The organism is Streptacidiphilus jiangxiensis (assembly GCF_900109465.1).
GTDB lineage: Bacteria > Actinomycetota > Actinomycetes > Streptomycetales > Streptomycetaceae > Streptacidiphilus > Streptacidiphilus jiangxiensis.
On sequence record NZ_FOAZ01000002.1, the window covers coordinates 56,527 to 78,056 of the forward strand.

The 21,530-nt window shown below is 69.5% G+C and carries 26 protein-coding genes and 1 pseudogene; 16 read left to right on the plus strand and 11 right to left on the minus strand.

Going from position 1 to position 21,530, the window contains the following annotated elements:
* Positions 1-399: 399 nt before the first annotated feature.
* A complete protein-coding gene (locus tag BMY61_RS03590) occupies positions 400-771 on the minus strand; it encodes a helix-turn-helix transcriptional regulator (RefSeq protein WP_042448323.1) in 372 nt (123 codons plus the stop codon).
* 411 nt (positions 772-1,182) lie between these two features.
* On the opposite strand from BMY61_RS03590, the gene BMY61_RS03595 reads away from it, so the two are divergent.
* On the plus strand, positions 1,183-1,974 hold the full coding sequence (locus BMY61_RS03595) for a SigB/SigF/SigG family RNA polymerase sigma factor (RefSeq protein WP_042448719.1): 792 nt from the start codon (positions 1,183-1,185) through the stop codon (positions 1,972-1,974).
* A gap of 46 nt (positions 1,975-2,020) precedes the next feature.
* Positions 2,021-3,415, plus strand: a complete 1,395-nt coding sequence (locus BMY61_RS03600) for an aldehyde dehydrogenase family protein (RefSeq protein WP_042448326.1) — start codon at positions 2,021-2,023, stop codon at positions 3,413-3,415.
* Positions 3,416-3,435: 20 nt separating this feature from the next.
* Here BMY61_RS03600 and BMY61_RS03605 read toward each other — a convergent pair whose 3' ends face one another.
* Both BMY61_RS03605 and BMY61_RS03610 read right to left on the minus strand, forming a co-directional pair.
* Positions 3,436-3,996 carry a hemerythrin domain-containing protein gene (locus tag BMY61_RS03605; protein ID WP_042448329.1) on the minus strand — a complete coding sequence of 187 codons (561 nt, stop codon included), beginning with the start codon at positions 3,994-3,996 and terminating at the stop codon, positions 3,436-3,438.
* 428 nt (positions 3,997-4,424) lie between these two features.
* The gene (locus BMY61_RS03610) at positions 4,425-4,979 is read right to left on the minus strand and encodes a type 1 glutamine amidotransferase domain-containing protein (protein ID WP_042448722.1); all 555 of its coding nucleotides are present in this window, start codon (positions 4,977-4,979) and stop codon (positions 4,425-4,427) included.
* 495 nt (positions 4,980-5,474) lie between these two features.
* Here BMY61_RS03610 and BMY61_RS03615 point away from each other — a divergent pair, with 495 nt between their 5' ends.
* From BMY61_RS03615 to BMY61_RS03640, 6 genes are read left to right on the plus strand one after another with little or no spacing between them, the layout of a single operon-like run.
* Positions 5,475-6,287, plus strand: a complete 813-nt coding sequence (locus BMY61_RS03615) for a hypothetical protein (RefSeq protein ID WP_052438735.1) — start codon at positions 5,475-5,477, stop codon at positions 6,285-6,287.
* A 6-nt stretch (positions 6,288-6,293) separates the two neighbouring features.
* Positions 6,294-7,010: a class F sortase gene (locus BMY61_RS03620; protein ID WP_042448332.1), complete on the plus strand. Its 717-nt coding sequence runs from the start codon at positions 6,294-6,296 to the stop codon at positions 7,008-7,010.
* Positions 7,011-7,036: 26 nt separating this feature from the next.
* Complete coding sequence (locus BMY61_RS03625; protein ID WP_042448336.1) at positions 7,037-7,681, plus strand: hypothetical protein; 645 nt, start codon at positions 7,037-7,039, stop codon at positions 7,679-7,681.
* Positions 7,682-7,720: 39 nt separating this feature from the next.
* The gene (locus BMY61_RS03630) at positions 7,721-8,137 is read left to right on the plus strand and encodes a cupredoxin domain-containing protein (protein WP_075003741.1); all 417 of its coding nucleotides are present in this window, start codon (positions 7,721-7,723) and stop codon (positions 8,135-8,137) included.
* Positions 8,138-8,147: 10 nt separating this feature from the next.
* Positions 8,148-8,627, plus strand: coding sequence for a hypothetical protein (locus BMY61_RS03635; protein WP_063773259.1), 480 nt, complete (start codon positions 8,148-8,150; stop codon positions 8,625-8,627).
* 43 nt (positions 8,628-8,670) lie between these two features.
* Positions 8,671-9,741: a hypothetical protein gene (locus BMY61_RS03640; protein ID WP_042448338.1), complete on the plus strand. Its 1,071-nt coding sequence runs from the start codon at positions 8,671-8,673 to the stop codon at positions 9,739-9,741.
* Here the strand turns inward: BMY61_RS03640 and BMY61_RS03645 are convergent.
* Entirely contained in the window at positions 9,680-10,117 is a 438-nt protein-coding gene (locus BMY61_RS03645; protein WP_042448341.1) for an SRPBCC family protein, read from the minus strand. The two genes, BMY61_RS03640 and BMY61_RS03645, sit on opposite strands and share 62 nt — an antisense overlap.
* 28 nt (positions 10,118-10,145) lie before the next feature.
* The gene (locus BMY61_RS03650; RefSeq protein ID WP_236656034.1) at positions 10,146-10,562 is read right to left on the minus strand and encodes a VOC family protein; all 417 of its coding nucleotides are present in this window, start codon (positions 10,560-10,562) and stop codon (positions 10,146-10,148) included.
* 298 nt (positions 10,563-10,860) lie between these two features.
* Between BMY61_RS03650 and BMY61_RS47020 the strand changes: the two genes are divergently transcribed.
* The gene (locus BMY61_RS47020; RefSeq protein ID WP_042448344.1) at positions 10,861-11,049 is read left to right on the plus strand and encodes a helix-turn-helix domain-containing protein; all 189 of its coding nucleotides are present in this window, start codon (positions 10,861-10,863) and stop codon (positions 11,047-11,049) included.
* Between the two features lie 64 nt (positions 11,050-11,113).
* On the opposite strand, the gene BMY61_RS03660 is transcribed toward BMY61_RS47020, so the two are convergent.
* A complete protein-coding gene (locus BMY61_RS03660) occupies positions 11,114-12,271 on the minus strand; it encodes an epoxide hydrolase family protein (RefSeq protein ID WP_042448346.1) in 1,158 nt (385 codons plus the stop codon).
* A 63-nt stretch (positions 12,272-12,334) separates the two neighbouring features.
* Between BMY61_RS03660 and BMY61_RS03665 the strand changes: the two are divergent.
* A pseudogene (locus tag BMY61_RS03665) lies at positions 12,335-13,296 on the plus strand (helix-turn-helix transcriptional regulator).
* Between the two features lie 16 nt (positions 13,297-13,312).
* Here the strand turns inward: BMY61_RS03665 and BMY61_RS03670 are convergent.
* Positions 13,313-13,720 carry an SsgA family sporulation/cell division regulator gene (locus tag BMY61_RS03670; RefSeq protein ID WP_143094150.1) on the minus strand — a complete coding sequence of 136 codons (408 nt, stop codon included), beginning with the start codon at positions 13,718-13,720 and terminating at the stop codon, positions 13,313-13,315.
* Between the two features lie 357 nt (positions 13,721-14,077).
* On the opposite strand from BMY61_RS03670, the gene BMY61_RS03675 reads away from it, so the two are divergent.
* Positions 14,078-14,314 (plus strand): hypothetical protein, encoded by a 237-nt coding sequence (locus BMY61_RS03675; RefSeq protein WP_042448348.1) that lies wholly within the window; start codon positions 14,078-14,080, stop codon positions 14,312-14,314.
* Between the two features lie 218 nt (positions 14,315-14,532).
* Complete coding sequence (locus tag BMY61_RS43910) at positions 14,533-15,012, plus strand: SsgA family sporulation/cell division regulator (RefSeq protein ID WP_161791260.1); 480 nt, start codon at positions 14,533-14,535, stop codon at positions 15,010-15,012.
* Positions 15,013-15,046: 34 nt separating this feature from the next.
* Here the strand turns inward: BMY61_RS43910 and BMY61_RS45865 are convergent, their stop codons facing one another.
* Positions 15,047-15,211 carry a CFAP20 family protein gene (locus BMY61_RS45865; RefSeq protein WP_161791261.1) on the minus strand — a complete coding sequence of 55 codons (165 nt, stop codon included), beginning with the start codon at positions 15,209-15,211 and terminating at the stop codon, positions 15,047-15,049.
* A 199-nt stretch (positions 15,212-15,410) separates the two neighbouring features.
* On the opposite strand from BMY61_RS45865, the gene BMY61_RS03685 reads away from it, so the two are divergent.
* The gene (locus tag BMY61_RS03685) at positions 15,411-15,698 is read left to right on the plus strand and encodes a hypothetical protein (RefSeq protein ID WP_042448351.1); all 288 of its coding nucleotides are present in this window, start codon (positions 15,411-15,413) and stop codon (positions 15,696-15,698) included.
* A gap of 873 nt (positions 15,699-16,571) precedes the next feature.
* On the opposite strand, the gene BMY61_RS03690 is transcribed toward BMY61_RS03685, so the two are convergent.
* Positions 16,572-16,811 (minus strand): hypothetical protein, encoded by a 240-nt coding sequence (locus tag BMY61_RS03690; protein WP_143094151.1) that lies wholly within the window; start codon positions 16,809-16,811, stop codon positions 16,572-16,574.
* A gap of 271 nt (positions 16,812-17,082) precedes the next feature.
* Between BMY61_RS03690 and BMY61_RS03695 the strand changes: the two genes are divergently transcribed.
* The 3 genes from BMY61_RS03695 (at position 17,083) to BMY61_RS03705 (ending at position 20,410) form a co-directional block, all read left to right on the plus strand.
* Positions 17,083-17,496: an ATP-binding protein gene (locus BMY61_RS03695; RefSeq protein ID WP_042448743.1), complete on the plus strand. Its 414-nt coding sequence runs from the start codon at positions 17,083-17,085 to the stop codon at positions 17,494-17,496.
* 232 nt (positions 17,497-17,728) lie between these two features.
* A complete protein-coding gene (locus tag BMY61_RS03700) occupies positions 17,729-19,243 on the plus strand; it encodes an MFS transporter (RefSeq protein WP_042448746.1) in 1,515 nt (504 codons plus the stop codon).
* A gap of 276 nt (positions 19,244-19,519) precedes the next feature.
* Complete coding sequence (locus BMY61_RS03705; RefSeq protein WP_042448357.1) at positions 19,520-20,410, plus strand: SigB/SigF/SigG family RNA polymerase sigma factor; 891 nt, start codon at positions 19,520-19,522, stop codon at positions 20,408-20,410.
* 18 nt (positions 20,411-20,428) lie between these two features.
* Here BMY61_RS03705 and BMY61_RS03710 read toward each other — a convergent pair whose 3' ends face one another.
* Entirely contained in the window at positions 20,429-20,752 is a 324-nt protein-coding gene (locus tag BMY61_RS03710) for an ATP-binding protein (protein WP_236656035.1), read from the minus strand.
* Positions 20,753-20,868: 116 nt separating this feature from the next.
* Complete coding sequence (locus BMY61_RS03715) at positions 20,869-21,249, minus strand: STAS domain-containing protein (protein ID WP_042448362.1); 381 nt, start codon at positions 21,247-21,249, stop codon at positions 20,869-20,871.
* Positions 21,250-21,530: the final 281 nt, after the last annotated feature.

Sequence of the window (21,530 nt, forward strand, 5' to 3'; positions counted from 1 at the left end):
GGGCGGGGGCGGCAATGGGTCCGGACCCAGCGGCTCCGGGCGGGGACCGGGATCCGGGCCCGGTCGCGGGCCGCCCGGCGGTGGGGGTGTCGGAGTCGGCGGGACCGGGTCGGGGTGGGTTGGATCCGCAGCGGACATGAGGTTTCAGTCCTCCTTGGTTCAGATCCGGATCACACGGGGCCGGGGAGGGCGCCTACCCGGGTGCTGCCGATCGAAGCGAACGCGAAGGCGCAGGGTGGCGCGGAGGCCCGAAGGTACGCACCAGGGGCGAACCGTCTTGCCCGGCGGTCTGGAGCTCACCCTGGATGGACGCTCTTCCGGTTCACACCGATCTTGGTGCCCGATGGACGCTCTTCCGGTTCACACCGATCTTGGTGCCCGCGCTTCAGGCCGTGTGCCTCAAGCGGGGCGGTGAGCGCCGGATGCAGAGTCCGCAGCGCCGTCGGACGTGTCGGTGGGGGCGTCGCTGCCGGGAGCGTGGTCACTCAGCAGGGCGAGCAGGTCGGCCACAGACGGGCCGGCGTCGGCAGGGTGCCGCAGGGGGCGGGCGGCTGTGACCCGGTAGAGGTTGGTGCGCCCGACTCGCGTGTGCGTCAGGTAGCCGCCCTGCTCCAGGTCCGTGATGATCCGCTGCACCGCCCGCTCGGTCAACAGACAGCGTGCCGCGATGTCGCGGACCCGCATGCCAGGGTCCTTGGAAATCTGGACCAGCACGCGGGCGTGGTTGGTAAGGAACGTCCACGTCGGGTGGCGTTCGGGCGCCTGATCCATACCCGCTATCGTACGACGGCCGTTTCACGCTTTGTGAAGCTCGACAACTCGTTCGAGCTACTCGGATCGGGTTCGAGCCGACACGACCAAACGCCCGCGCTCGCGCCTCGGGCGACCTTGAACGATCGCCCAACGCCACGCTGGCAGCCGAACTGCGATGGCGCACGCTACGCCTTCCGGTCGCGGCCGGGCACCCGGTCGCCTCGGCCCCAGCCGACCGGAGCCTTCGCGCTCGTGGCTGACCGGGGAAGGGGGATCCGGTCGCATGCCCGGCCGGGGATCGGGTATGGGCCAGATCAGGACGCCCCGAAGAGGGACGGGTCCACGCCGCCCATCGGTGACGCGGACACCACACCAGCTGAGGAGCCCTTCCCCATGTCCCCGACGACGCTCGTCGGCACACAGCCGGCCATGGCCCGTCTTCCCTCGCCCCACGCCGTGGACACCGAGGACGCCCGGGCCCTGTCGCAGCTGCTCTTCCAGCGCCTCACCGAGCTGGAGGAGGGCACTGCCGACTACTCCTACGTGCGGAACACCCTGATCGAGCTCAACCTCGCGCTCGTGCGCTACGCCGTCGCCCAGTTCCGGCACCGCGCCGAACCCACCGAGGACCTGCTCCAGGTCGGCATCGTGGGCCTGATCAAGGCCATCAACCGCTTCGACCCCGCACGCAACGTCGAGTTCTCCACATTCGCCCTGCCCACGATCACCGGCGAACTCAAACGCTTCTTCCGCGACACCAGCTGGTCCGTGCGCGTCCCCCGCCGCCTCCAGGAACTGCGACTGCGCCTGGCCAAGGCCCGCGACGAGCTCTCCCAACAGCTGGAACGCGACCCGGACGACGCCGAGCTCGCGGAGTACCTGCACGTCAGCGAGGCGGACATCGCCGAGGGGCAGGCCGTCAGCAACGCCTACACGGCCGGTACCCTCGAATCGCCCGAAGCCGACGAGGGCGAGGGGCTGCAAACACGGCGCCTGGGCTACACCGACCGCGGCATCGAAGGCATCGAGAACGTCGAAAGCCTCAAGCCCCTGATCGCCGCGCTCCCGGAGCGGGAACGCACCGTGCTGGCGCTGCGCTTCACCGGCGAGCTCACCCAGTCCGAGATCGGCGCCCGCCTCGGCATCTCCCAGATGCACGTCTCGCGAATCCTCTCCCGGACACTCACCGACCTGCGCGAAGCACTGCTCGCGGAGGAGTGATCCCCACCCACCGGCGCGCATCACAGCTGGGAAAGGAGCGAACGGCGTGGCGATCGCGACAATCGACCCGCGGTCCGGAGAGACCCTGGCCACCTTCCCTCCCTACGACGACCAGCGGGTCCAGAGCTGCCTGGCCAAGGCGGCAGAAGCGTTCGACAGCTACCGGACGATCCCTCTCGATCACCGCTCGCGGCTACTACGCGGCGCCGCGGACCTGCTCGCCGCCGACCGCGAGGCGGTTGCTCGCACCATGACGACCGAGATGGGCAAGCCGGTCGGGCAGGCCCGCGCCGAGGTGGACAAGTGCGTCAAGGCCATGCACTGGTTCGCCGACCGGTCACCCGACCTGCTCGCCGACGACATGCCGCAGGCCGAGGACGTCGCCGACAGTGGGGCCCACGGTGTGCGCGTGCGCTTCCGGCCCCTCGGGGTCGTTCTGGCCGTCATGCCGTGGAACTTCCCGCTGTGGCAGGTGATCCGGTGCGCCGCGCCCGCGCTCATGGCGGGCGACACCGTCCTGCTCAAGCACGCCTCCAACGTGCCGCAGACCGCACAGCTGCTCCAAGACCTCTTCACCCGCGCCGACTACCCCGACGGCTGCTTTCAGAGCCTTCTCGTCAGCGCCGACCAGGTGGCCGGAGTGATCCGGGACGATCGAGTCGCGGCAGTCAGCCTCACCGGCAGCGAGAGCGCCGGGCGCGCGGTCGCCGCCGTGGCCGGCGAGCAGCTGAAGAAGTGCGTACTGGAGCTCGGGGGCAGCGACCCGTTCCTGGTGCTGCCCTCCGCCGACCTCGCCGCAGCAGTCGAGACGGCGGTGCGGGCCCGGGTCCAGAACAACGGCCAATCCTGCATCGCGGCCAAACGGTTCATCGTCCACATCGACGTCTTCGAGGAGTTCGAGAGCGCCTTCGTGGCCGGAATGCGTCGCCTCGACGTGGGAGACCCCTTCCTCGAAAGGACCGACATCGGCCCGCTGGCCACCGAACAGGGCCGCACCGAGGTCGAGGCTCAGGTCGACGACGCCCGCGACAAGGGCGCCCACGTCCTGTGCGGCGGTCGCCGACCGCCGGAACAGCCGAACGGCTGGTACTACGAACCCACCGTCCTGACGGAGATCGACCCCGCGATGCGCGTGCACCACGAGGAGGTCTTCGGCCCCGTCGCCACCCTCTACCGGGTCGCCGACCTCGCGCAGGCCGTGACTGCGGCGAACGACACGCCCTACGGGCTCAGCTCCAACGCCTGGACCCGCGACCCGACCGAGCAGGGCGTACTCGCTCGCGAGCTGCAGGCGGGCGCGGTGTACTTCAACGGCACGACCGTGTCCCATCCCGCCTTCCCCTTCGGCGGGATCCGGCGCTCGGGCTACGGCCGTGAGCTCGACGGGCTCGGGCTCCGCGAGTTCACCAATCCGACGACGCTCTGGTACGGCGCCACCTGACTGAGGGCCCGCAGCAGGGGCTACGAGCGGCCCCGGCCGGAGAGCAGGTCGCGGGCGCGGTCGACCAGGCCCAGGCCCGGGGCGAGCAGCTTGTTCATGGGCGGGGTGCCGGGCACCGAGGGATGCGGGCGGGTCGGGGACGTCGCCTTCGCGGAACGGATCTTCTCGCCCAGTTCACTGAGGACAGCGGTGGTGGAGGCGGCGGCCAGCGCCGGGAAGAGGTGGGTCTCCTCGTCGTAGATGTGCGTGGAGACGTCAGCGATGACCCGGGAAACGAGAGCGTCGAAATCCGGGTGGTCGGCGTCCATGCCCTCCAGATGCTTGAGCAGGTCCTCGACCCGCGCGTGGTCCTCGATCTCCCGGTCGGCCATCGCGTTGCCCTCCGGGACGTGCTCACGCACCGCAGGGTAGAGGTACATCTCCTCGGCCATCGCGTGCTGGACCAGCTCGATCGTGAACTCGTCCACGACCTCACGCCGCTGGGGGTCACCTGGCGCCAGGGTATTGATCCTGTCGAATGTGGCCTGCACCTCTCGGTGGTCGGCCTTCAGCTCGTCGATGCCGTTTACGACCTGCACCATGGCGCGACCTCCTTTCACTACTGCGCGGGGCCGGCCCGGCTTCGGACGGCCGTGCCGCTCCCCTGCCCTGCGGCTACCCGCGGGCCGCCGAACAAACCCGGCGGCGTCGCCGACGAGGCGTGACGCCCGCTCGCGAGGGTGGGCGCAGGTCCGAACAGGCGGCATCCGCTGTCCTCGAAGCACCCGCCATGGCCGCTAACGGCAACAGCTTCGCCGCAACCGCAACCGCAGACGCGGGTCGGCGGAGTGCGGGGGCTCCGGATCCGGGTAGGGCAGCGGGTCTGGATCGGGTCCCGGCTGCGGCACTGGTCGGTCCGGGTCCGGCGGCAGCGGGACCGGTGGGTCGGACGGGCCCGGGAACGGGACCAGGTCAGGATCAACAGGGGCGGGGATCGTTGCAGACACGGCGGGTTCCTCCTTGGCGCACGTCAGCTGTGGGCCACCCAAGTGACCAGTGCCTCGTCGAAGGCGGCGAGGTCGTCGGGTTTGCGGCTGGTGATGAGCACGTTGCCGCCGTTCTCGCAGACGACGAGCTCCCGATCGACCCAGTTCGCGCCGGCGTTGGTCAGGTCGGTGCGCAGGCTCGGCCACGAGGTCACGGTGCGGCCGCGTACGGCATCGGCTTCGATCAGCGTCCACGGGCCGTGGCATATCGCGGCGACGGGCTTGCCCGTGTCGAAGAAGGCCCGGACGAAGCGCACCGCGTGCTGGTCGGTTCGCAGCAGGTCGGGATTGGCCACCCCGCCCGGCAGGACCAGTGCGTCGTAGTCGTCGACGTTCTCCTCCCCCACCGCCGCGTCGACCGGGAACTGGTCCGCACGGTCGAGGTGCCGGAACGCCTGGACCCGCCCGGCCCTGGTGGAGAGCAGGCGAGGTGTGCCGCCCGCCTCCTGGACCGCTGCCCACGGACGGGTCAGCTCGACCTGCTCTGCACCCTCCAGGGCCACCAGGAAGGCCAGCTTTCGGCCTTGCAGTGTGATCATCTGCTCACTCCCGTCCATTGCGTCTCGGGCCTGCCCGAGGCTGCTCGCTCTCGGCGACTACCCCGGTCACCAGGCCGTACACCCGACCGCTTGGCGGGTGCGTGGCGCCGGTCCACCACGGCCTGGGCGCCGAGAACGCGCAGCTCCGGTAGGTCTGGTTCAACCGACCCGTCGGACTGCGTGGACCCGACGGCCAGTTGTCGACGAGGAGAAGTAGACCGCGGTGTTGTTCGACCACCTCGGGGCATCCGACATGACCGCGATCGCAACCCATCCGCGGCGCGGTCGGCTCCGAATCACCTGCAGAGGCTCGATTGGATGCGCCCCGGACCTCGGCGCTCGGCTTCTTCTTCACGTCCCTGACTCCGGCAGGCGGCGCGCGCTACCCACCACCGCTGTTCCGGATCCGCCGGAACCGACACGCGGTGCCCTCGTGCAGCGCTTCCCGAGGAGTCTACGAATTCCGAGCACCACCCTGCAGTTCAGGAGAGCGCAATGACGCACACGAAGAAGACGACGGCCAGGGTCCTGGCGATGGCGGCCCCGATGGCGCTGCTCGCCCTGCCGCTGACCGCGTTCAGCGCCTCGGCCGCGACCTCGGCCGCGAGCGCGCAGTCGAGCGGCGGCACCACCTACATGGCGACGCTGAACCCGCTCAACCACGCCAGCGGCTCGGGCATGCTGATGCTCCAGCTCAACGGCTCGCAGGCCGTCATCACCGAGAACGTCAACGGCCTGGCCACGACGTTCATGAACGCGCCGTACCCGCACGTGCAGCACATCCACATCAACGGGATGGGCACGTGCCCGACCACCGCCGCGGACACCAACGGCGACGGCGTCATCAGCACCACGGAGGGCGGCCCGGCCTACGGGGCGATCGGCACCACGCTGAGCGTGAGCGGCGACACCAGCCCGGCGGCCGGCACCGACGTCAAGACCGCGCCGTCCGGCGGGACCTACCAGTACTCCCGGACCATCACCCTCGACTCGGCGACCGTGGCCTCGATCAAGGCCGGCAAGGCCGTCATCGTGGTCCACGGACTGGACCCGACCACGCTGAGCGCCAAGGCCCAGTCCGAGAAGAGCGACCTGGTGCCCTCGCTGCCGCTGGCAGCGACCTCCCCCGCGCTGTGCGGGCCGCTGGCCGTCTCCCAGATGGCCATGGTTCCCGGCGGTGGAGTGAACACCGGTGGCGGCGGGACCTCCGGCGTCCACGACATCGGGCTGTACGCGGCCGGTGCGGGCCTGGCAGCCGCCGCGGGCGGTGCCCTGGTCCTGCGTCGACGGATCACCGTCGAGAAGTAGACGCTCATGTCCTGGCTGACACGACAGTCGGGTCGTGGCCGCCGGCGCCTGCTGGCGTCGGCGGCCACCGGCCTGCTGCTCGCAGCGGGAGGGACACTGGCCCTGGGGGTCTCCGAACAACAGCACGCGCCCAGGCCACCCGCCTCGGCCGCACTCCCGAGCAGCAACCCGGCCATTCCGCACCCGGCCGCCACGCCCGCCGGCGCACCGGGCACCAGCGGCGCCCCGTCCGCTGTTCCGCCCGCACCGGCCGCCCGTGCGGTGACGCCGACCGCGATCAGCATCCCGGCGATCGGTGTGCAGCACGCGCTGCTGAGCCTGGGTCAGAACTCCGACGGCACCTTGCAGGTACCGCCCCTCTCCGACGTCTCCGCCCCCGGCTGGGACCACAACTCGCCGGTCCCCGGCCAGGTGGGACCGGCGGTCGTGGTGGGCCACATCGACGGCACCACCGGAGCGGAGGGCGTCTTCTACTCCCTGGGTGCGCTGCGTCCGGGTGACACCGTGTCCATCACCCGCAGCGACGGCACCGTGGCGGTGTTCCGGATCGACGGCGTGAACGTCTACGCCAAGGACGCCTTCCCCACCCTGACGGTCTACGGCAACACCACCAACCCCCAGCTCCGCCTGATCACCTGCGGCGGGCGGTTCGACCACGCCACCCAGCACTACCTGGACAACACCGTCGCCTACGCCACGCTCACCGGCATCCACCGGGGCTGACCGCGCCGACACACGAGGAGGAGACGATGAACACCCGAGAACGGACCGTCAGCGCGGCGCCGGCGAACGGCCAGCGACGCGGCGGCCGCCGCTTCCTGCTCGCCACCACCGCGGCAGTCGGCGCCCTGGCAGCAGGATGCGCCGGCACGGGACACCTCTCCGCAGGCCCCGCCCGCGCACCGGCATCCCTGAGTGCCTCCGCGGCACCAGGGATGCGGATGCCCGCCTCGGAGCAGACGGCCGGACCGTCGGCGTCCGCGCTGATGGTGTGCTCGCCCGAGATCCGCAAGGACGTCACCAGCATCCTCGCCCCGCTGAAGGTGCCCACCACGACCACCAGCTGGACCGATCACCTCTACACCTGCACGTACCAGCTGCCGACCGGCCGGCTGGTGCTCTCGGTGAAGGAATCACCCGACCCCGCGAGCGCGACCGCCTACTTCGACACGCTGCGCACCCACCTCGGCCGCACCACCGCGCTGACGGCGGCCCAGGCTCTGGGCAATCCCGGTTACGAGTCCGCCGATGGCACGGTCGTCGTCCTCAAGGACGGCAAGACCCTCCGCGTCGACGCCACCGGTATGCCGACCGCGTCCGGACCGCACCAGCTGTCCCGAGGCGACCTGGCCTACGAGATCGCCAGCGACGTCCTCGGCTGCTGGAACGAATAGCCCCGGACCCCAGCCACCCTTCACGCGAAAGGACATGAGATGCCAAGACTTCGCCTCCGGGTCGCGCTCCCCGCAGCCGTCCTGATGCTGGCGGCGGGAGGCTGCTCCTCCGCAGCCGTCCAGTCCAGTCCGACGCCGGCCACTCCCCCGAGCTCCCAGAGCGCTCCCAGCACCCCGGGTCCCCCGAGTTCGCGACCCAGCACCGCCGCCGCGCAGATCGTGATCGACAACTTCGCCTACAGCCCCGCGAACCTCACCGTGCACCCGGGGGAGAGCATCACCGTGGTCAACCACGACTCCGCCACCCACACCCTCACCGCGCGACCGGGCAGTGCCTTCGACACCGGACCCATCAACCCGGGCAAGTCGGCCACCTTCACCGCACCCGCCAACCCCGGCACCTATCCCTACGTCTGCACCCACGCGTCCATGCACGGCACGCTGACGGTCGACTAGGGAGCCACTGATGAACGCGCTGCGCATGGCCCTGCGAGTTGCCGCTGCGGCGGGCCTCGCGGTCGACGCCTACGTCCACCTGAAACTGGCTCACCAGTACTCCGCCGTCGCCTCCACCACCATCAGCGAGGGCACCCTGTTCCGCATCGAGGGCGCCGCCGCCATCGTCGCGGCGCTGCTCGTACTGGTCTGGCGGCACCGGCTCGGCGACGGCTTCGCCTGGCTGACCGCCGCCGCCGGGCTCGCGGCGATCGTGTTCTACCGCTACATCGACCCAGGAGCACTCGGCCCGGTGCCCGACATGTACGAGCCGATCTGGTTCAACGACAAGGTCCTCGCCCTGGCCGGCCAGGCCCTCGCCCTGGCGGCACTGACCCCGCTGATCATCGGAGGGCGCCTACGCCGACGGCACGTCAGCCGTCGCTCTCGGCAGCACGCCGACGAGGCAGCAGCCCACCACCCATCCGTCCACGATCACCCCGGTGCGTGACTGACGCCCCGCGCTCGCCCACCGCCCGGCCCCGGAGGCCGCCATGACCGTCACCCGCCGACACATCCAGATCGCCCTGGGCGTGCTCTGGCTCCTGGACGGAGCCCTGCAACTGCAGTCGTACATGTTCACCAGTGGCTTCGCCCACCAGATCATCGAACCCGCCGCCGCCGGCCAGCCCGTCGCCGTCGCCGCACCCGTCCACTGGGCGGCGCACCTGATCGCGACCGCACCCGTGCTGACGAACCTGATCTTCGCACTCGGCCAACTCGCCCTCGGAGCAGGACTGCTGTGGGTGCGCACCGCACGCTGGGCGCTCGCCGGCTCCATCGCCTGGGCCCTTTCGGTATGGCTCCTGGGCGAGGGACTGGGCGGACTCGCCGGCGGCCACACCCTGCTGCTGACCGGCGCGCCGGGAGCCGTGCTCCTGTACGCCATGGCCGCCGTCCTGGCCTGGCCCCGGCGCACGCCCCGCCCCGTCGGCGCCACCGGCCGGCTGCACGGCGACACACCACCCTCCGCCTGGGCGGCACCGGTCTGGGCCCTGCTGTGGAGCGGAGGCGCGGTCCTCCAGCTCCTGCCGGGCAACGGCGCGGTACCGGCCATCGCCTCCTCGGCCGACTCCGCACCAGGGCCACTGGCATCCGCGGACCGCTCACTCGCCGCAGCCATGTCCGCTCACGGCACCGTGATGACCGTCGGACTGGCCCTGCTCATGGCAGCTGTAGGCCTGGGAGTCCTGGCCCCGCGACCCTGGCGCACGACGGCCGCGTGCACCGGGATCGTTCTTGCCCTGGTGTTCTGGATGTTGGGAGAGGGAGCCGGATTGCTCACCAGCGGTCACTCCACCGACCCCAACACCGGGCCGCTGCTCGTTCTCCTCGCTGTCGCTGTGCTCGGAGCGCCAACCGATCTCAACCTCTCTCGCTGGCTGGGTGCACACCTGTGGGAGCCCGATCTATTGGGCGAGGGCCGGGGCTTCCGCACCCGGCAGGCCGACGAGTTCGCACAGGCCGGCTTGCCTACTCCGGCTGCGATCGCCTCGGCGGTGACTACACCTGAGAAGACGGACCCAGAGGGCCTGCACCGGCTTCCCGATCAAGGGTGCGCTTGATCACTCGGAGTCCCTCGTCGACCATCTCGGCGATGGGTTCGCCGAAGCTGTCCGGGGTGACGTCGATGATCCAGACGAAGCGACTGCGACCCTCGGAATCGCTGATGACCTGCATGGACGCGTGGTGATGCTTGGGCTCCAGGGAGCCGCCGACCACCGCGTAGGCGATGCGCCGGGCCTCGTCGTCGATGTCCACGATCAGCTCGTGCACGACGGCACCGCTCGCGAAGGTCACGATCCTGATGTCGCCCTCGACGCTGGTATCGGTGACAAAGCCCGGCGCGAGGCGTTTGTCGACCTCACCGAAATCGCGGACTGCTGCCCAGATGTTTTCGGGAGTCTCGTGGATCAGGATGTCGCGGTGGATGGACGCCATCGGTCGGTCTCCTTTGTCTGCGGGGTGCTCAGTTGCCGGTGGTGTCTGCGGTGAGGCAGAACGGGTGGCCCTCGGGGTCGGTCAGGACGATCCACTGGCCGTCGCCTGGCTGGAACGCGGGGCGGGCGGCCCCGATGCCGAGGAGCTCCTCGGTCGCGCCGTCCAGGTCGGTGACGGTGAAGTCGAGGTGCATGTGCGTGGCGCCGTCGGGCCAGTCCGGCGGCCGGTGGCCCCCGATGCGGACGAAGGCGAGCTGGACCGAGGGTCCGTCGCCCAGAGACGCGAAGTTCTGGTCGCTGCAGGTGATCTCCCAGCCGGTGGCCTTCTGGTAGAACGCGGCGAGCGCGGCCGGCTCGGCGCAGTCGATGACGACCGTGCTCAGTTGCTTGCCGTATCCCCTCAGTGGCTGTGCTGCACGAGGTGCGAAGGGAACGGCCCCTCGCACCCCGCCAGCGTGCCCGCCGCGGTGGGCCCCGTCTTGAACATCCTTGCGCGGCTGTCAGACCGGCCGCGTAGCGTTCGAAGGGTGCTCACCGCCACTCCCGTCGCCACCCGTCCCGACTTCGGCATCAGCGCGGTGGCCTGCCGCGACGACCACACCCGCTGGTCGGCACCGGAGGTCCGCAGCGACTACCGCGTCGTGCTCGTACGCCGCGGGAGGTTCCGCAGGATGACGACCGGGGTTCCCGCCGACATCGACGCGACCCTCGCCTACGTGGGATATCCGGATGAGGAGGAGTTCGGTGACCCACTACCGCCACCGCGTCCGCATCGGCCGCGCCCTCGACCGCCTGGAGGCCGGTGAACCGAGCCTCAGCGCTGTCGCGGCAGACCTCGGGTACGCCGACCAGGCCCACCTGACGCGGACCATGCGCCAGCACCTCGGCCACACGCCGACCGTCCTTCGGCGCCTTCTGACTCCCCCGCGCTGATCGCCGCACAGGGCTGGCCCTTCTTGTTGGTCGGGCCTCGGGTCCTCGGATGGCGAGCGGACGGTCACCGCAGAGGACCGAAGAACGTCCGCACGTCGGCGACCAGGAGGTCGGGTGCTTCGAGGGCGGCGAAGTGGCCGCCGCGGTCGTACTCCGACCAGTGCGTGATGTTGTTGCCGTATTCGGCGTAGCGACGGATCGCCACGTCATGTGCGAAGACGGCGACGCCGGTCGGCGTGGTGGCGGGCGAGGAGTGCCAGGTGCCCGCGTGCATGTTCTCGTAGTACATGTGCGCGGCCGAGCCCGCCGTGCCCGTGAGCCAGTACAGCATCACGTTGGTGAGCAGTAGATCGCGGTCGACGGCGCTCTCGGGAAGCTCGGCGGCCGGGAAGGTCCACTCCTTGAACTTCTCCACGATCCAGGCGAGTTGTCCGACCGGGGAGTCGTGCAGCCCGTACGCCAGGGTCTGCGGCCGGGTGGCCTGGATCTGGAAGTAGCCACCCCCGTCGTCCAGGTAGTCCTTGAGGCGCTCCAGCCGCGCCAGCTCCGCGTCGGTGAAGGTGGCTCTCTCCTCCTCCGACACGTCGCCGAAGGGGATGAACCCGAAGGTGGCGGCGTTGACGTGCACCCCGACGACCCGGTCGGTGGCGGTCCGGCCCAACTCCGGCGCGACGAACGCACCCAGGTCACCTCCCTGGGCGCCGTACCGCTGATAGCCGAGCCGGCCCATCAGCTCGGCCCAGGCAGCGGCGACCCGGCCGGTGTTCCAGCCGGCCTCGCGGGTCGGCCCGGAGAAGCCGAACCCGGGCAGCGAGGGGATGACCAGATGGAAGGCGTCCGCCGCGACACCGCCGTGTGCGACCGGGTCGGTGAGCGGGCCGATGACGTCGAGGAACTCCACGACCGACCCGGGCCAGCCGTGGGTGAGGACCAGCGGCATGGCATCCGGCTCGGGCGAACGCACGTGCAGGAAGTGCACGTTCTGCCCGTCGATCTCCGTGGTGAACTGCGGTATCTCGTTCAACTCGGCCTCGTGCTTGCGCCAGTCGTAGGACGTGCGCCAGTACTCGACCAACTCCTTGAGATAGCCGAGTGGCACACCGCGGCTCCACTCGGCTCCGGGCAGTTCGGCCGGCCAGCGGACGGCCGTCAGCCGCGCAGACAGGTCGTCAAGGTCGCTCTGGGGAATGTCGATCCGGAAGGGAGTGATCGTTTCGCTCATGAAGAGAAAGCTATCGGCACAAGCGGACACCTTCTGTCCTATAGAGCTGGCAGGCTCTGCGACATGAAGGAAACCTCCGCCCGCCTGCTCCGGCTGCTGACGCTGCTGCAGTCGCACCGCGAATGGTCAGGCCAGGACCTGGCCGACCGTCTCGGGGTGAGCACCCGGACCGTCCGCCGGGACGTCGACAAGCTGCGCGACCTGGACTACCCGGTCAACGCCGTCAAGGGCATCGACGGCGGCTACCGTCTGGGCGCCGGAGCCCAACTGCCACCGCTGCTCCTGGACGACGAGGAGGCGGTGGCGATCGCGGTAGCGCTGCGCACGGCTGCCGGCAGCGGCGTCGCCGGGATCGGCGAGACGGCCCTGCGCGCCCTGGTCAAACTCGAACAGGTTCTGCCCACGAGGCTGCGACATCGGGTCAAGGCCCTCCAGGTGTCCACCGTGCGCGCCCACAGCGCCGCCCCCACCGTGGACGCCGAGGTTCTCACGATGGTCGGGACCGCCTGCCGCGACCACCGGCAGCTCCGGTTCGACTACCTCAGCCACGACGGCGACGCCAGCGCCCGCGTCACCGAGCCGCACGAACTCGTCACCTGGGGCCCGCGCTGGTACCTGGTGGCCTGGGACCTCGAACGCCACGACTGGCGCACCTTCCGGGTGGACCGGATCCGCCCCCGGACCCCCACCGACGGCCCGCGCTTCACCCCCCGCCACCTCCCCGGCGGAGACGCGGCCGCACACGCCGCACGCGGCGTCGCCCAGATGTGGCCCTACCGGGCCACCATCCGCCTGAACGCCCCGGCCCACTCCGGCCCGGCCCGGGACGCCGCCACCTACGGCACCATCGAGCCCGTCGACGAGCACAGCTGCCTGCTGCACGCCGGCGCCGACAGCCCCGCGCACTCGCCTTCCTCCTCGGCGCCCTGGAGATCGACTTCCACATCGAAGACGCACCGGAGCTGGCCGAACACCTCCAGCGCACCGCCGACCGCTACCGCCGCGCCACCACCACAGCGGGCTGACCGGGCGCCGTCAACGTCACGGGACCAGGCCTTGTAGCTCGGTGTCCCAGTCGATGGTGTCGCCTTCGTCGCCGAGCGCCACGATCCGCAAGGTACGGCCGAGGAAGACGCGTATGTCGCTGCTGGCGATCAACAGCAGCCTGACCTCCGTGCCCTCGGGTAGGTCAAGGAGGGTCCAGTCCAGGGTGAGCGGTCGGATCCGAAGAGTCTGGCTGCCGCTCGGTTGACTGAGACCGAGCGTGAGGAGGTCGCGGTCGAGGCGCCATGTCTGTACGTGGGTGTCGGCGTGGATCTCGACCGTGACAGCGTAGGCGTCGGCCTGGTTGTACCGGAAGTGAACGCGTACGGGCACGGTGTGCCCGCAGGGCGTGCTGATCAGCACGCCGGTCACCTGGCAGTGCAGTCTGACGTTGTTGCGCTTCATGGCACTCACCTGCCTGGGCTGTCTCTGCCTGATATTCGTCGCCGAGCGCCCCACGGATGGGATGCCAAGCAGACCTCCTTTCGCGCCTGCCCAGTCTCCGGCGGCCTTGGCGGCAGGGCTGGCCTCGCCGCTGCCCCGGGAGGTGAAGCTGAAGGCGGGACGCCAGCCCCTCTTGGCTGCGCCCTCTTGCGGTTCGCGCCACCGACGCTCAGTGCCTACCTCTGACCGGACACCGCAGTCCGTTCGGCCCGCACCGGAGGCAGCGCGCCTTGAAGCTCGTGGGCCGCGTCGTTCATTCGGGCGGCGAATGGCTGAACGCGGATGCGATCAACATGGGCGCGTCGCAGGCTGGGGCGCATGACCGAGCCTGCGTCCGCCGAGCGCCATCACGCCCATGTCGTCGTCCACCCCGTCGTCTCCGAGGGTGTCGCCCGGCCGTTCCGCCGCGTGGACATCCTCGGCACGCAGGTCGGGAAGGCATACGGGCTCGATGACGTTACAGAGTTCTGCCGGCGCGCGGGCATGGACGAGTTCGACCTTGACGCTGAGCGCATGGTGGAGTGGCAAGGCGGCGGTCCCGACGTGTGGGAATGACGCGCGACCAAGCCCAGATGGTGGCCCTGCCGACGGGAGATGGACTTGGACCCGCTTCCGGTCGGGGTCACCAGCCTCATCACGGCGATCAACTGCTTCGCCCCCGAGCGCAACATCGGGTTCCCCGGCTTCGCCCTATACCGCCATCACCGGCGGACATCGTCGAACACGTGGAGAGGCTGAGTCCCCCTGATCACCGGCTCCGCCGTTTGGAGTTGATGACCCTGGGCAGACGCGCACTGCTCGCCCGGGCCTGGGCCAAGCTGTGCGAGCTGGGAGGGGAGACCATGCGCGTGGTACGGGCCGTGCAGGCACTGTTGCTGAAGGCGAAGCAGGCAGATCTGTCCATTCCCTGCAGCCTCGGCTTCTCGAGCGCCGATCCTTATGCCGTTCGGCTCTCGTTCCCCTCGGTCCGCGACGCCGGCGGACGGCCACTCACCTGGTGCTTCGCCCGCGAGCTCCTGCTGGATGGACTCCGGCAGTTCAGTGGGAGAGGCGACGTTTTCGTTCTGCCCGCACGCGAGGGAAACCCCTTCATTGAACTCCACAGCGGCCGGGGTATCGCCTTGCTCCAACTGGCCACGGGCGACCTTGTCGGCTTCCTCGCCGCGTGCGAGAGAGTGGTCCCCTTGGGTACCGAGAGCAACCTCGTCGACTGGGACGAGGTCATCGACAAGCTGCTCGACCGGGCCGCGTGAGCACTCTTCGCGGCAACTGGGGTGTTGCCAACCCTCAGGCGCGATCCCGACGCGCGTGGGCCGGCCGAACGCGATGCGTGTGAGCCGTCGAAGCCCGGCGGCGCGGCTTGTCGTCCGAGAGTTCGAACTCCTCCCACCGCCCCAGGGCGAGCACTACCAGCAACAGGAACGGGGGCATGAGCAGGGCCAGGAAGATCACGTCGCTCTCCTACGTGCTGAGGACCACGAAACACCCGAGAGCGCCTCACCCGGATCGGTCCGCCCAAACAATCCAAGTGCCGCGGTGCGCCTGAGCAGCAGATACGGGTGAGCAGACGTCGAGCGGGTAGACGCGGGCCGGGTGGGTCGAGCCCGGAGAAGTGGGCACGAGGCTCCACCGGGCGCAAGGATCGGAAGAGATGGAGGACGCGATGACCTACTGGAGCGAAGTTCGCATAGAGGAGGACCGGTTCGAGGCGGCTCGCGTTCTGGTGCCGGCGACCGGCGAGGAACTGTGGGTGACCGCGCAGGAGTGCGCGGACCAGCACCTCCTCGCCGAGCTGAAGGGACGGTTCGTGATGCACGAGGAGCCGATGCCCTACCGGGTCGAGGTGCGCGTATGGTCGGACCAATTGGAAGGGCCACCCGCAGCGACCGCCGCCTGGGACACGGAACACGGCTTCCTGAGGCCGAGCGGAACCGCCTGAACGCAATAGGCCGATCGGCCGTCGACCGGGGTGACCGCTGACCCTCGCCTGCGCGGGATTGTGCTGGCCATCCGATGAAGAGCAGCGCCCTGGCGCTCAAGCCCCTGCCAAAGCCGGTACCCGATGCAGTGCGCCGACACGCTGTCGAGCATCGCCTGCGCCCCACCCCGGCAATGCTCGCCATCGGCCACAGCCAGCGACCCAGTCGTGGGTTGTCCTGGGCGCCAGCGTGAGCCGAGGGTCCCAGACAAGGGACGGCAGACGCCTCTGGGTGAACTGCCGGCCCGGACCGGACGGTGAGCAGTCATGCACTGGGGAGACGCGGCCACGAACCAAACGAGCCGCAGTTGTACTGCGACGTGGTTCCGACTCGCTCGGGCGGCGCGTTCCTGGCGAGATGCCCTGCCGCCCTACGCCGAGACCCGGCCGTGCCGAAGGCGGGGCGGTGCCAAGCATTCGCTCTCACCTTCTCCACCTTCTGTGCCGCCGCGGCGGCTGGGCAGTCGACCCGTCCGGCTCACTGGGCGGGTTGTGTCGACGCGCCGCGGAGTGTGGCCCCCGCCGCGAGACACCGACTCCCGTAAGGACGACGAGCACGAGCATCACAAGTAGTGGGACCAAAACCGCGTAGCCCCCCGAGCCAGCGGACGCCTGGGTCACCCAAACGGCCGTTTCAAAACTTCGGATCATGGCGTGCGGACCTCCTTCCGGCCGCGCTTGCCCAGGGCCAGCAGGAACAACCAACCATCCGGCGCAAGGGCAGAGCCCACGGCGCGGGCGAGCTTCGTACCCCGGAGCCAACCGAGCGGCCCGGAGCGCGGCGATCCGATCCACGAAACGGGAGCGGCCCCCCGGTTCGCCTGGACAGCAGGCTCAGGTCTGCTGTCGCGCATCATCCTCAACGAGCCGCAGTACGCTGGCGTGCTCTGCTGGGCAGCTTCCCGAGCGGCCGTCTGCATAGCGGACTCTCAGCCGCACGCCGGATCCGGCGCTGACCACAGTCGCACACTCGGCCGCCGCCTGGGGCGAGTCGCGGTGGATGATGATCTGGTCACCTCTGTGGTAGCCGTCGGCGTGCATCTCACGGGTCACTTCCTTGGTTTGCTGTTCCATCCGCGCCTACCCAGCGTGAAAGCCCTCACGCAGAGTGGCCCTGACTGACCCATCCCAGCCGACCGGAAAAGTACACCGATGCGCGGTGTGCGACCACGCCGACGGGGCAGGTGCGAACCGAGAGACGACTCAGAGCAGCGCGGACGGCCCGCCCTTCTGCGACTGCCGCTTGCCGCCTGCCGCGTCACGAATGGGGATGCGCATGTCCGCCCGCACGCCCAGCCCTCCGCACCGAGTGCGCCGACGCACCGACCAGCCGGTCGGACGCGCCGTGCCCGAGATCCGGCGCTTGGCACTGGGCGGGTTCACCAACGAGGTTGCTGCAGGCCGCGGCTTCACCCGAGCGGCACTGACCGACTGGGGTTGGACTGACACGAATCAGCACCTCAGCGGGAGGCCCGAGGCCACGGACGACGTGCTCCTTGTCGTCTCCGAACTGCTCTCGAACGCCAGTCGACATGCCGGCGGCACCCTTGTCCTCGAGGCGAGGCGGCTCACCGCGCGCAGTGTGCGGGTCGAGGTCTTCGACAGAAGTTCCACCCTGCCGACGCCCTCCTCGCCCGACTATGCAGGACAAACCGGCGGCTACGGTCTGCGCATCGTGCACCGGCTCTCGACCCGTTGGGGTGTCACCCTGCGCCGAGCGAGTCCGGGCAAGTCGGTCTGGGCGGAACTCAGCCGCTGAGTCCTGGCTTCCGGCACGGCCGCAGTCCAGAGCCGCATACGCCGACGTGTCCGTCCTGCCTCACAAGGTGCCAAGATCACAGACGCCGCGCATGCAACCGACGCGAGCGGGCAGCCGCCCAGGAGTGCGAGAACTGATGTCAACGTTCCGCTGACGGATCGCTCTGGCGGCCGGGCCGCCATCGGCAAGCCTGGGTCCTGACGACGGAACCCGCAGGAAAGCGGTGATGGTGATGCAACGCGCGGACAGCAGCGGCAGTCGCAATGACACTGTTGGCGTCAAGGACGAACCCACCGTCCAGACCAGGGTGCCGGGCAGGTTGGACCGACTGCCCTGGTCCAGGTGGCACTGGCGCATCGTGATCGGGCTCGGCACGGTCTGGATTCTGGACGGCCTGGAAGTCACGATCGTCGGCAACATGGCCTCGCGACTGGCGGAGCACGGCAGCGGCATCAACATCACCACCGCTCAGGTCACCACCTTCGCGGCGGCCATCTACGTCGCCGGGGCCTGCTGCGGAGCGCTCTTCTTCGGGCGCATGACCGACCTCCATGGCCGCAAGAAACTCTTCATGATCACCCTTGCCGTCTACCTGTCCGCCACGGCCCTCACCAGCCTGTCCTGGACAGCCTGGTTCTTCTTCGTCTGCCGCTTCTTCACCGGCTTCGGAATCGGCGGCGAATACGCGGCCATCAACTCGGCCATCGACGAACTGATCCCGGCCCGCGCCCGCGGCCGTGTGGACCTGATCATCAACGGCAGCTTCTGGGTGGGGGCGGCGGTCGGGTCCCTGGCCTCCATCGTGCTCCTCAACACCGCCATCTTCGCCACGGACCTCGGATGGCGGCTGGCCTTCGCCATCGGTGTCGTGCTCGGACTCGTCATCGTGCTGGTCCGGCGGCACGTACCGGAGAGCCCTCGTTGGCTGTTCACCCACGGCCGCGCCGAAGAAGCGGAAAGGCTGGTCGCCGAGATCGAGCAGGAGATCACCGACAACACCGGCGTGGAACTCGAGCCGGTGGAGGAATCCGTGACTGTGCGACAGCGGCACAGCATCAGCTTCACGGAGATCGCACGCACCGTGATCCGCGAGTACCCGCGGCGCGGGATCCTGGGCTTGGCGCTCTTCATCGGGCAGGCCTTCCTTTACAACGCGGTCACGTTCGGCTACGCGGTGATCCTGACCACCTTCTTCAAGACCCCCACCGGCGACACCGGCTACTACTTCGTCGTCATCGCGGTCGGGAACTTCCTCGGCCCGCTGCTCCTGGGCCGGCTATTCGACACCGTCGGCCGCAAGCCGATGATCGCCGGGACGTACATCCTGTCCGGCGTTCTGTTGTTCGGCACGGCCTTCCTGTTCCAGCGCGGTGTGCTGGACGCGGTCACGATGACCGCCTGCTGGACAATCGTGCTCTTCTTCGCCTCAGCCGGAGCGAGCTCGGCCTACCTCACCGTCAGCGAGATCTTCCCGCTGGAGACCCGGGCCCTCTGCATCGCCTTCTTCTACGCGGTCGGGACCGCACTGGGTGGCATCACCGGCCCGCTGCTCTTCAACGGGCTGGTCAGCAGCGGCAAGACCACCGACACGACACTCGCCTTCTGCATCGGCGCGGGTCTCATGGTCGCAGCGGGTCTGGTGGAGGCTGCCATCGGCGTCCGGGCAGAGCGGCGAAGTCTGGAATCGATCGCCCAGCCGCTGAGCGCCATGGCGGTACCGCAGACGGCGACCGGACGCCAGGTATGAACGCCTGCTCGTCCCCCCGGACCGGCTGGCACTCTCGGCGGCCCTGCCCCTTCCGGCGTCCAGCCGGCCGCTCGACACCGTCCCCGAAGTGGCGCAACCCAATCATCACAAGGAGCTAGTAGGCGTCACGGAAAGTCACTGGGCTGGGGTCAGATCACGGTTCGGCAACGAATGGGCGCATCATTGGGGCGCCCCTGGGGTAGGCGAACGGAGATGCCTCAAGAAACCGAGTCCCGCCGTACACCCAGGCGCGGACCACGTGCCAAGAGGAGCCGCATGTCCAGGACCTTCACCCAAGCCACCGCCGCAGAGCAGGTCGGGACGCACGACGGGCCTGTCGGCCACGCGCCGGCAGTACCCGAGCTGGACGGCATGCCGGTGATACCCGATCCAGCTGGTCTGGCGACCGCGGACGCGCGCGAACTCTCCAAGGTGCTCTTCACCCGTCTTCGGTCGCTGGAGGAAGGCACCAGCGCGTACTCCTACGTACGCAACACACTGGTCGAGCTCAACATGGCGTTGGTGCGCTACGCCGCCTCGCGGTTCAGCCACCGCAGCGAGCCCATGGAGGACATCGTCCAGGTGGGCACCATAGGGCTGATCAAGGCCATCAACCGCTTCGACGCGGACCGCGAGGTCGAGTTCCTGACCTACGCCCTGCCGACCATCACCGGTGAGATCAAGCGCTTCTTCCGTGACACCAGTTGGTCCGTCCAGGTCCCCCGGAGGCTGCAGGAGCTCCGACTGCGCCTGGCCAAGGCCAACGAGCTCCTGGAACAGCGGCTCGATCGCGAGCCGACCGTCGCCGAACTCGCCGCGCACCTGGACATCACCGAGGCAGAGGTCGTCGACGGGCAGATCGCCGGCAACGCCTACACCGCCGGCACTCTCGAAGCGCCCGCGACGGCCGACCCCGAGGACGAGGGACCGCTGGAGCGTCGCCTGGGCTACGTCGACCCGGCACTGGAGAAGGTCGAGTCGATGACCGCCCTGAGGCCGCTCATCGCGCGACTGCCCGACCGCGACCGCGCGATCCTTTCCATGCGCTTCGTCGAGGAGTTGACGCAGACACAGATCGGCGAGCGCATCGGAGTTTCCCAGATGCAGGTCTCCCGGCTGCTGCACAGCACCCTGGAGACTCTCCGCGAGGGCCTCCAGCACGATTAGCCTCAGCCGAACCGGTGCTCACACGGCGTCGAACTCCGCCCAGACGAACTTGCCGTCGGCCAACGGAGTGGTGCCCCATCGTGCGCACAGCCTGCGCACGACCAGAAGTCCGTGTCCGCCCGGTCGCGCGGGAACCTCCGGTTCCCGCGCGACCGGGCGGACAGGACTGAGATCGCTCACCCCAACCGTCAGCCGCACCGGATCGACATCGAGCACCAGTTCCACTGCCCCGCCACCGTGGATCATCGCGTTGGACACGAGCTCGGAGACAACCAGCAGGACGTCCTCGATGGTCTCCTCCGCGTCAGCGCCCGCCGGATCAGCCCAGCCCCACTCGGTCACGACATCCCGGCTGAAGTCACGGGCCCTGCCGACCACACCCGAGGACCCTCTGAGACGCAGACGCCGCACCTGGTGCGCAGTCCGCCCACCGACCTCGGGCCTCGCCTCCCGGCCCGTCACGTGTCCACCCGAGCAGTGTCCAGATCCGGGTAGACCTCGAAGACCTCCGCAGCTCCCGTCACCGTGAGCAACCGCTGGAGCTGAGGACCGGGAGCGACCAGCCCGAAGCGCCGGCCCGCCTCACCGGCGCTCAGACGCGCTCGCAGGAGGGCATTGAGTCCGGTGGAGTCACAGAAGCCGAGCTCACGACAGTCCAGCAGGACTCTGGAGACCTCCGCCTGCGTCAGTTGATCAAACGCTGAATCCAGCGCGCCGACAGAGTCGTGGTCGAGCTCGCCGGCCACGGTGACGACCCCCATGCCCGGTTCCACCGCAACCGCCACCCTGAGTCGGCCCGATTCCACCGCCGGCCCGCCCGGCTGCGGCTGCTCGGTCATGCTGGACGTCTCCCCAGCTGCTCGCCAATAGTTTGCGTACTCCTCACCACTGCCTGCTACCCATTGCCGCCCGCATCACTCGCCGGGCGATGCAACGTGAAAGCGCAGGCAAAGCAGCTCCGAGGCTACCGCCGGTTTGACGGATGCGCTCTCTTGCCGCCCTCCGGCTCGGACAGGCGCCGCTCCAGCGACGCCCCTCGCATTGTCCAAGGTCCAGTGCCCCAGCCACCGCGACCGTGGCACGATGGCGACGGGACCCGACCAGGCCACCCGCTGACCTG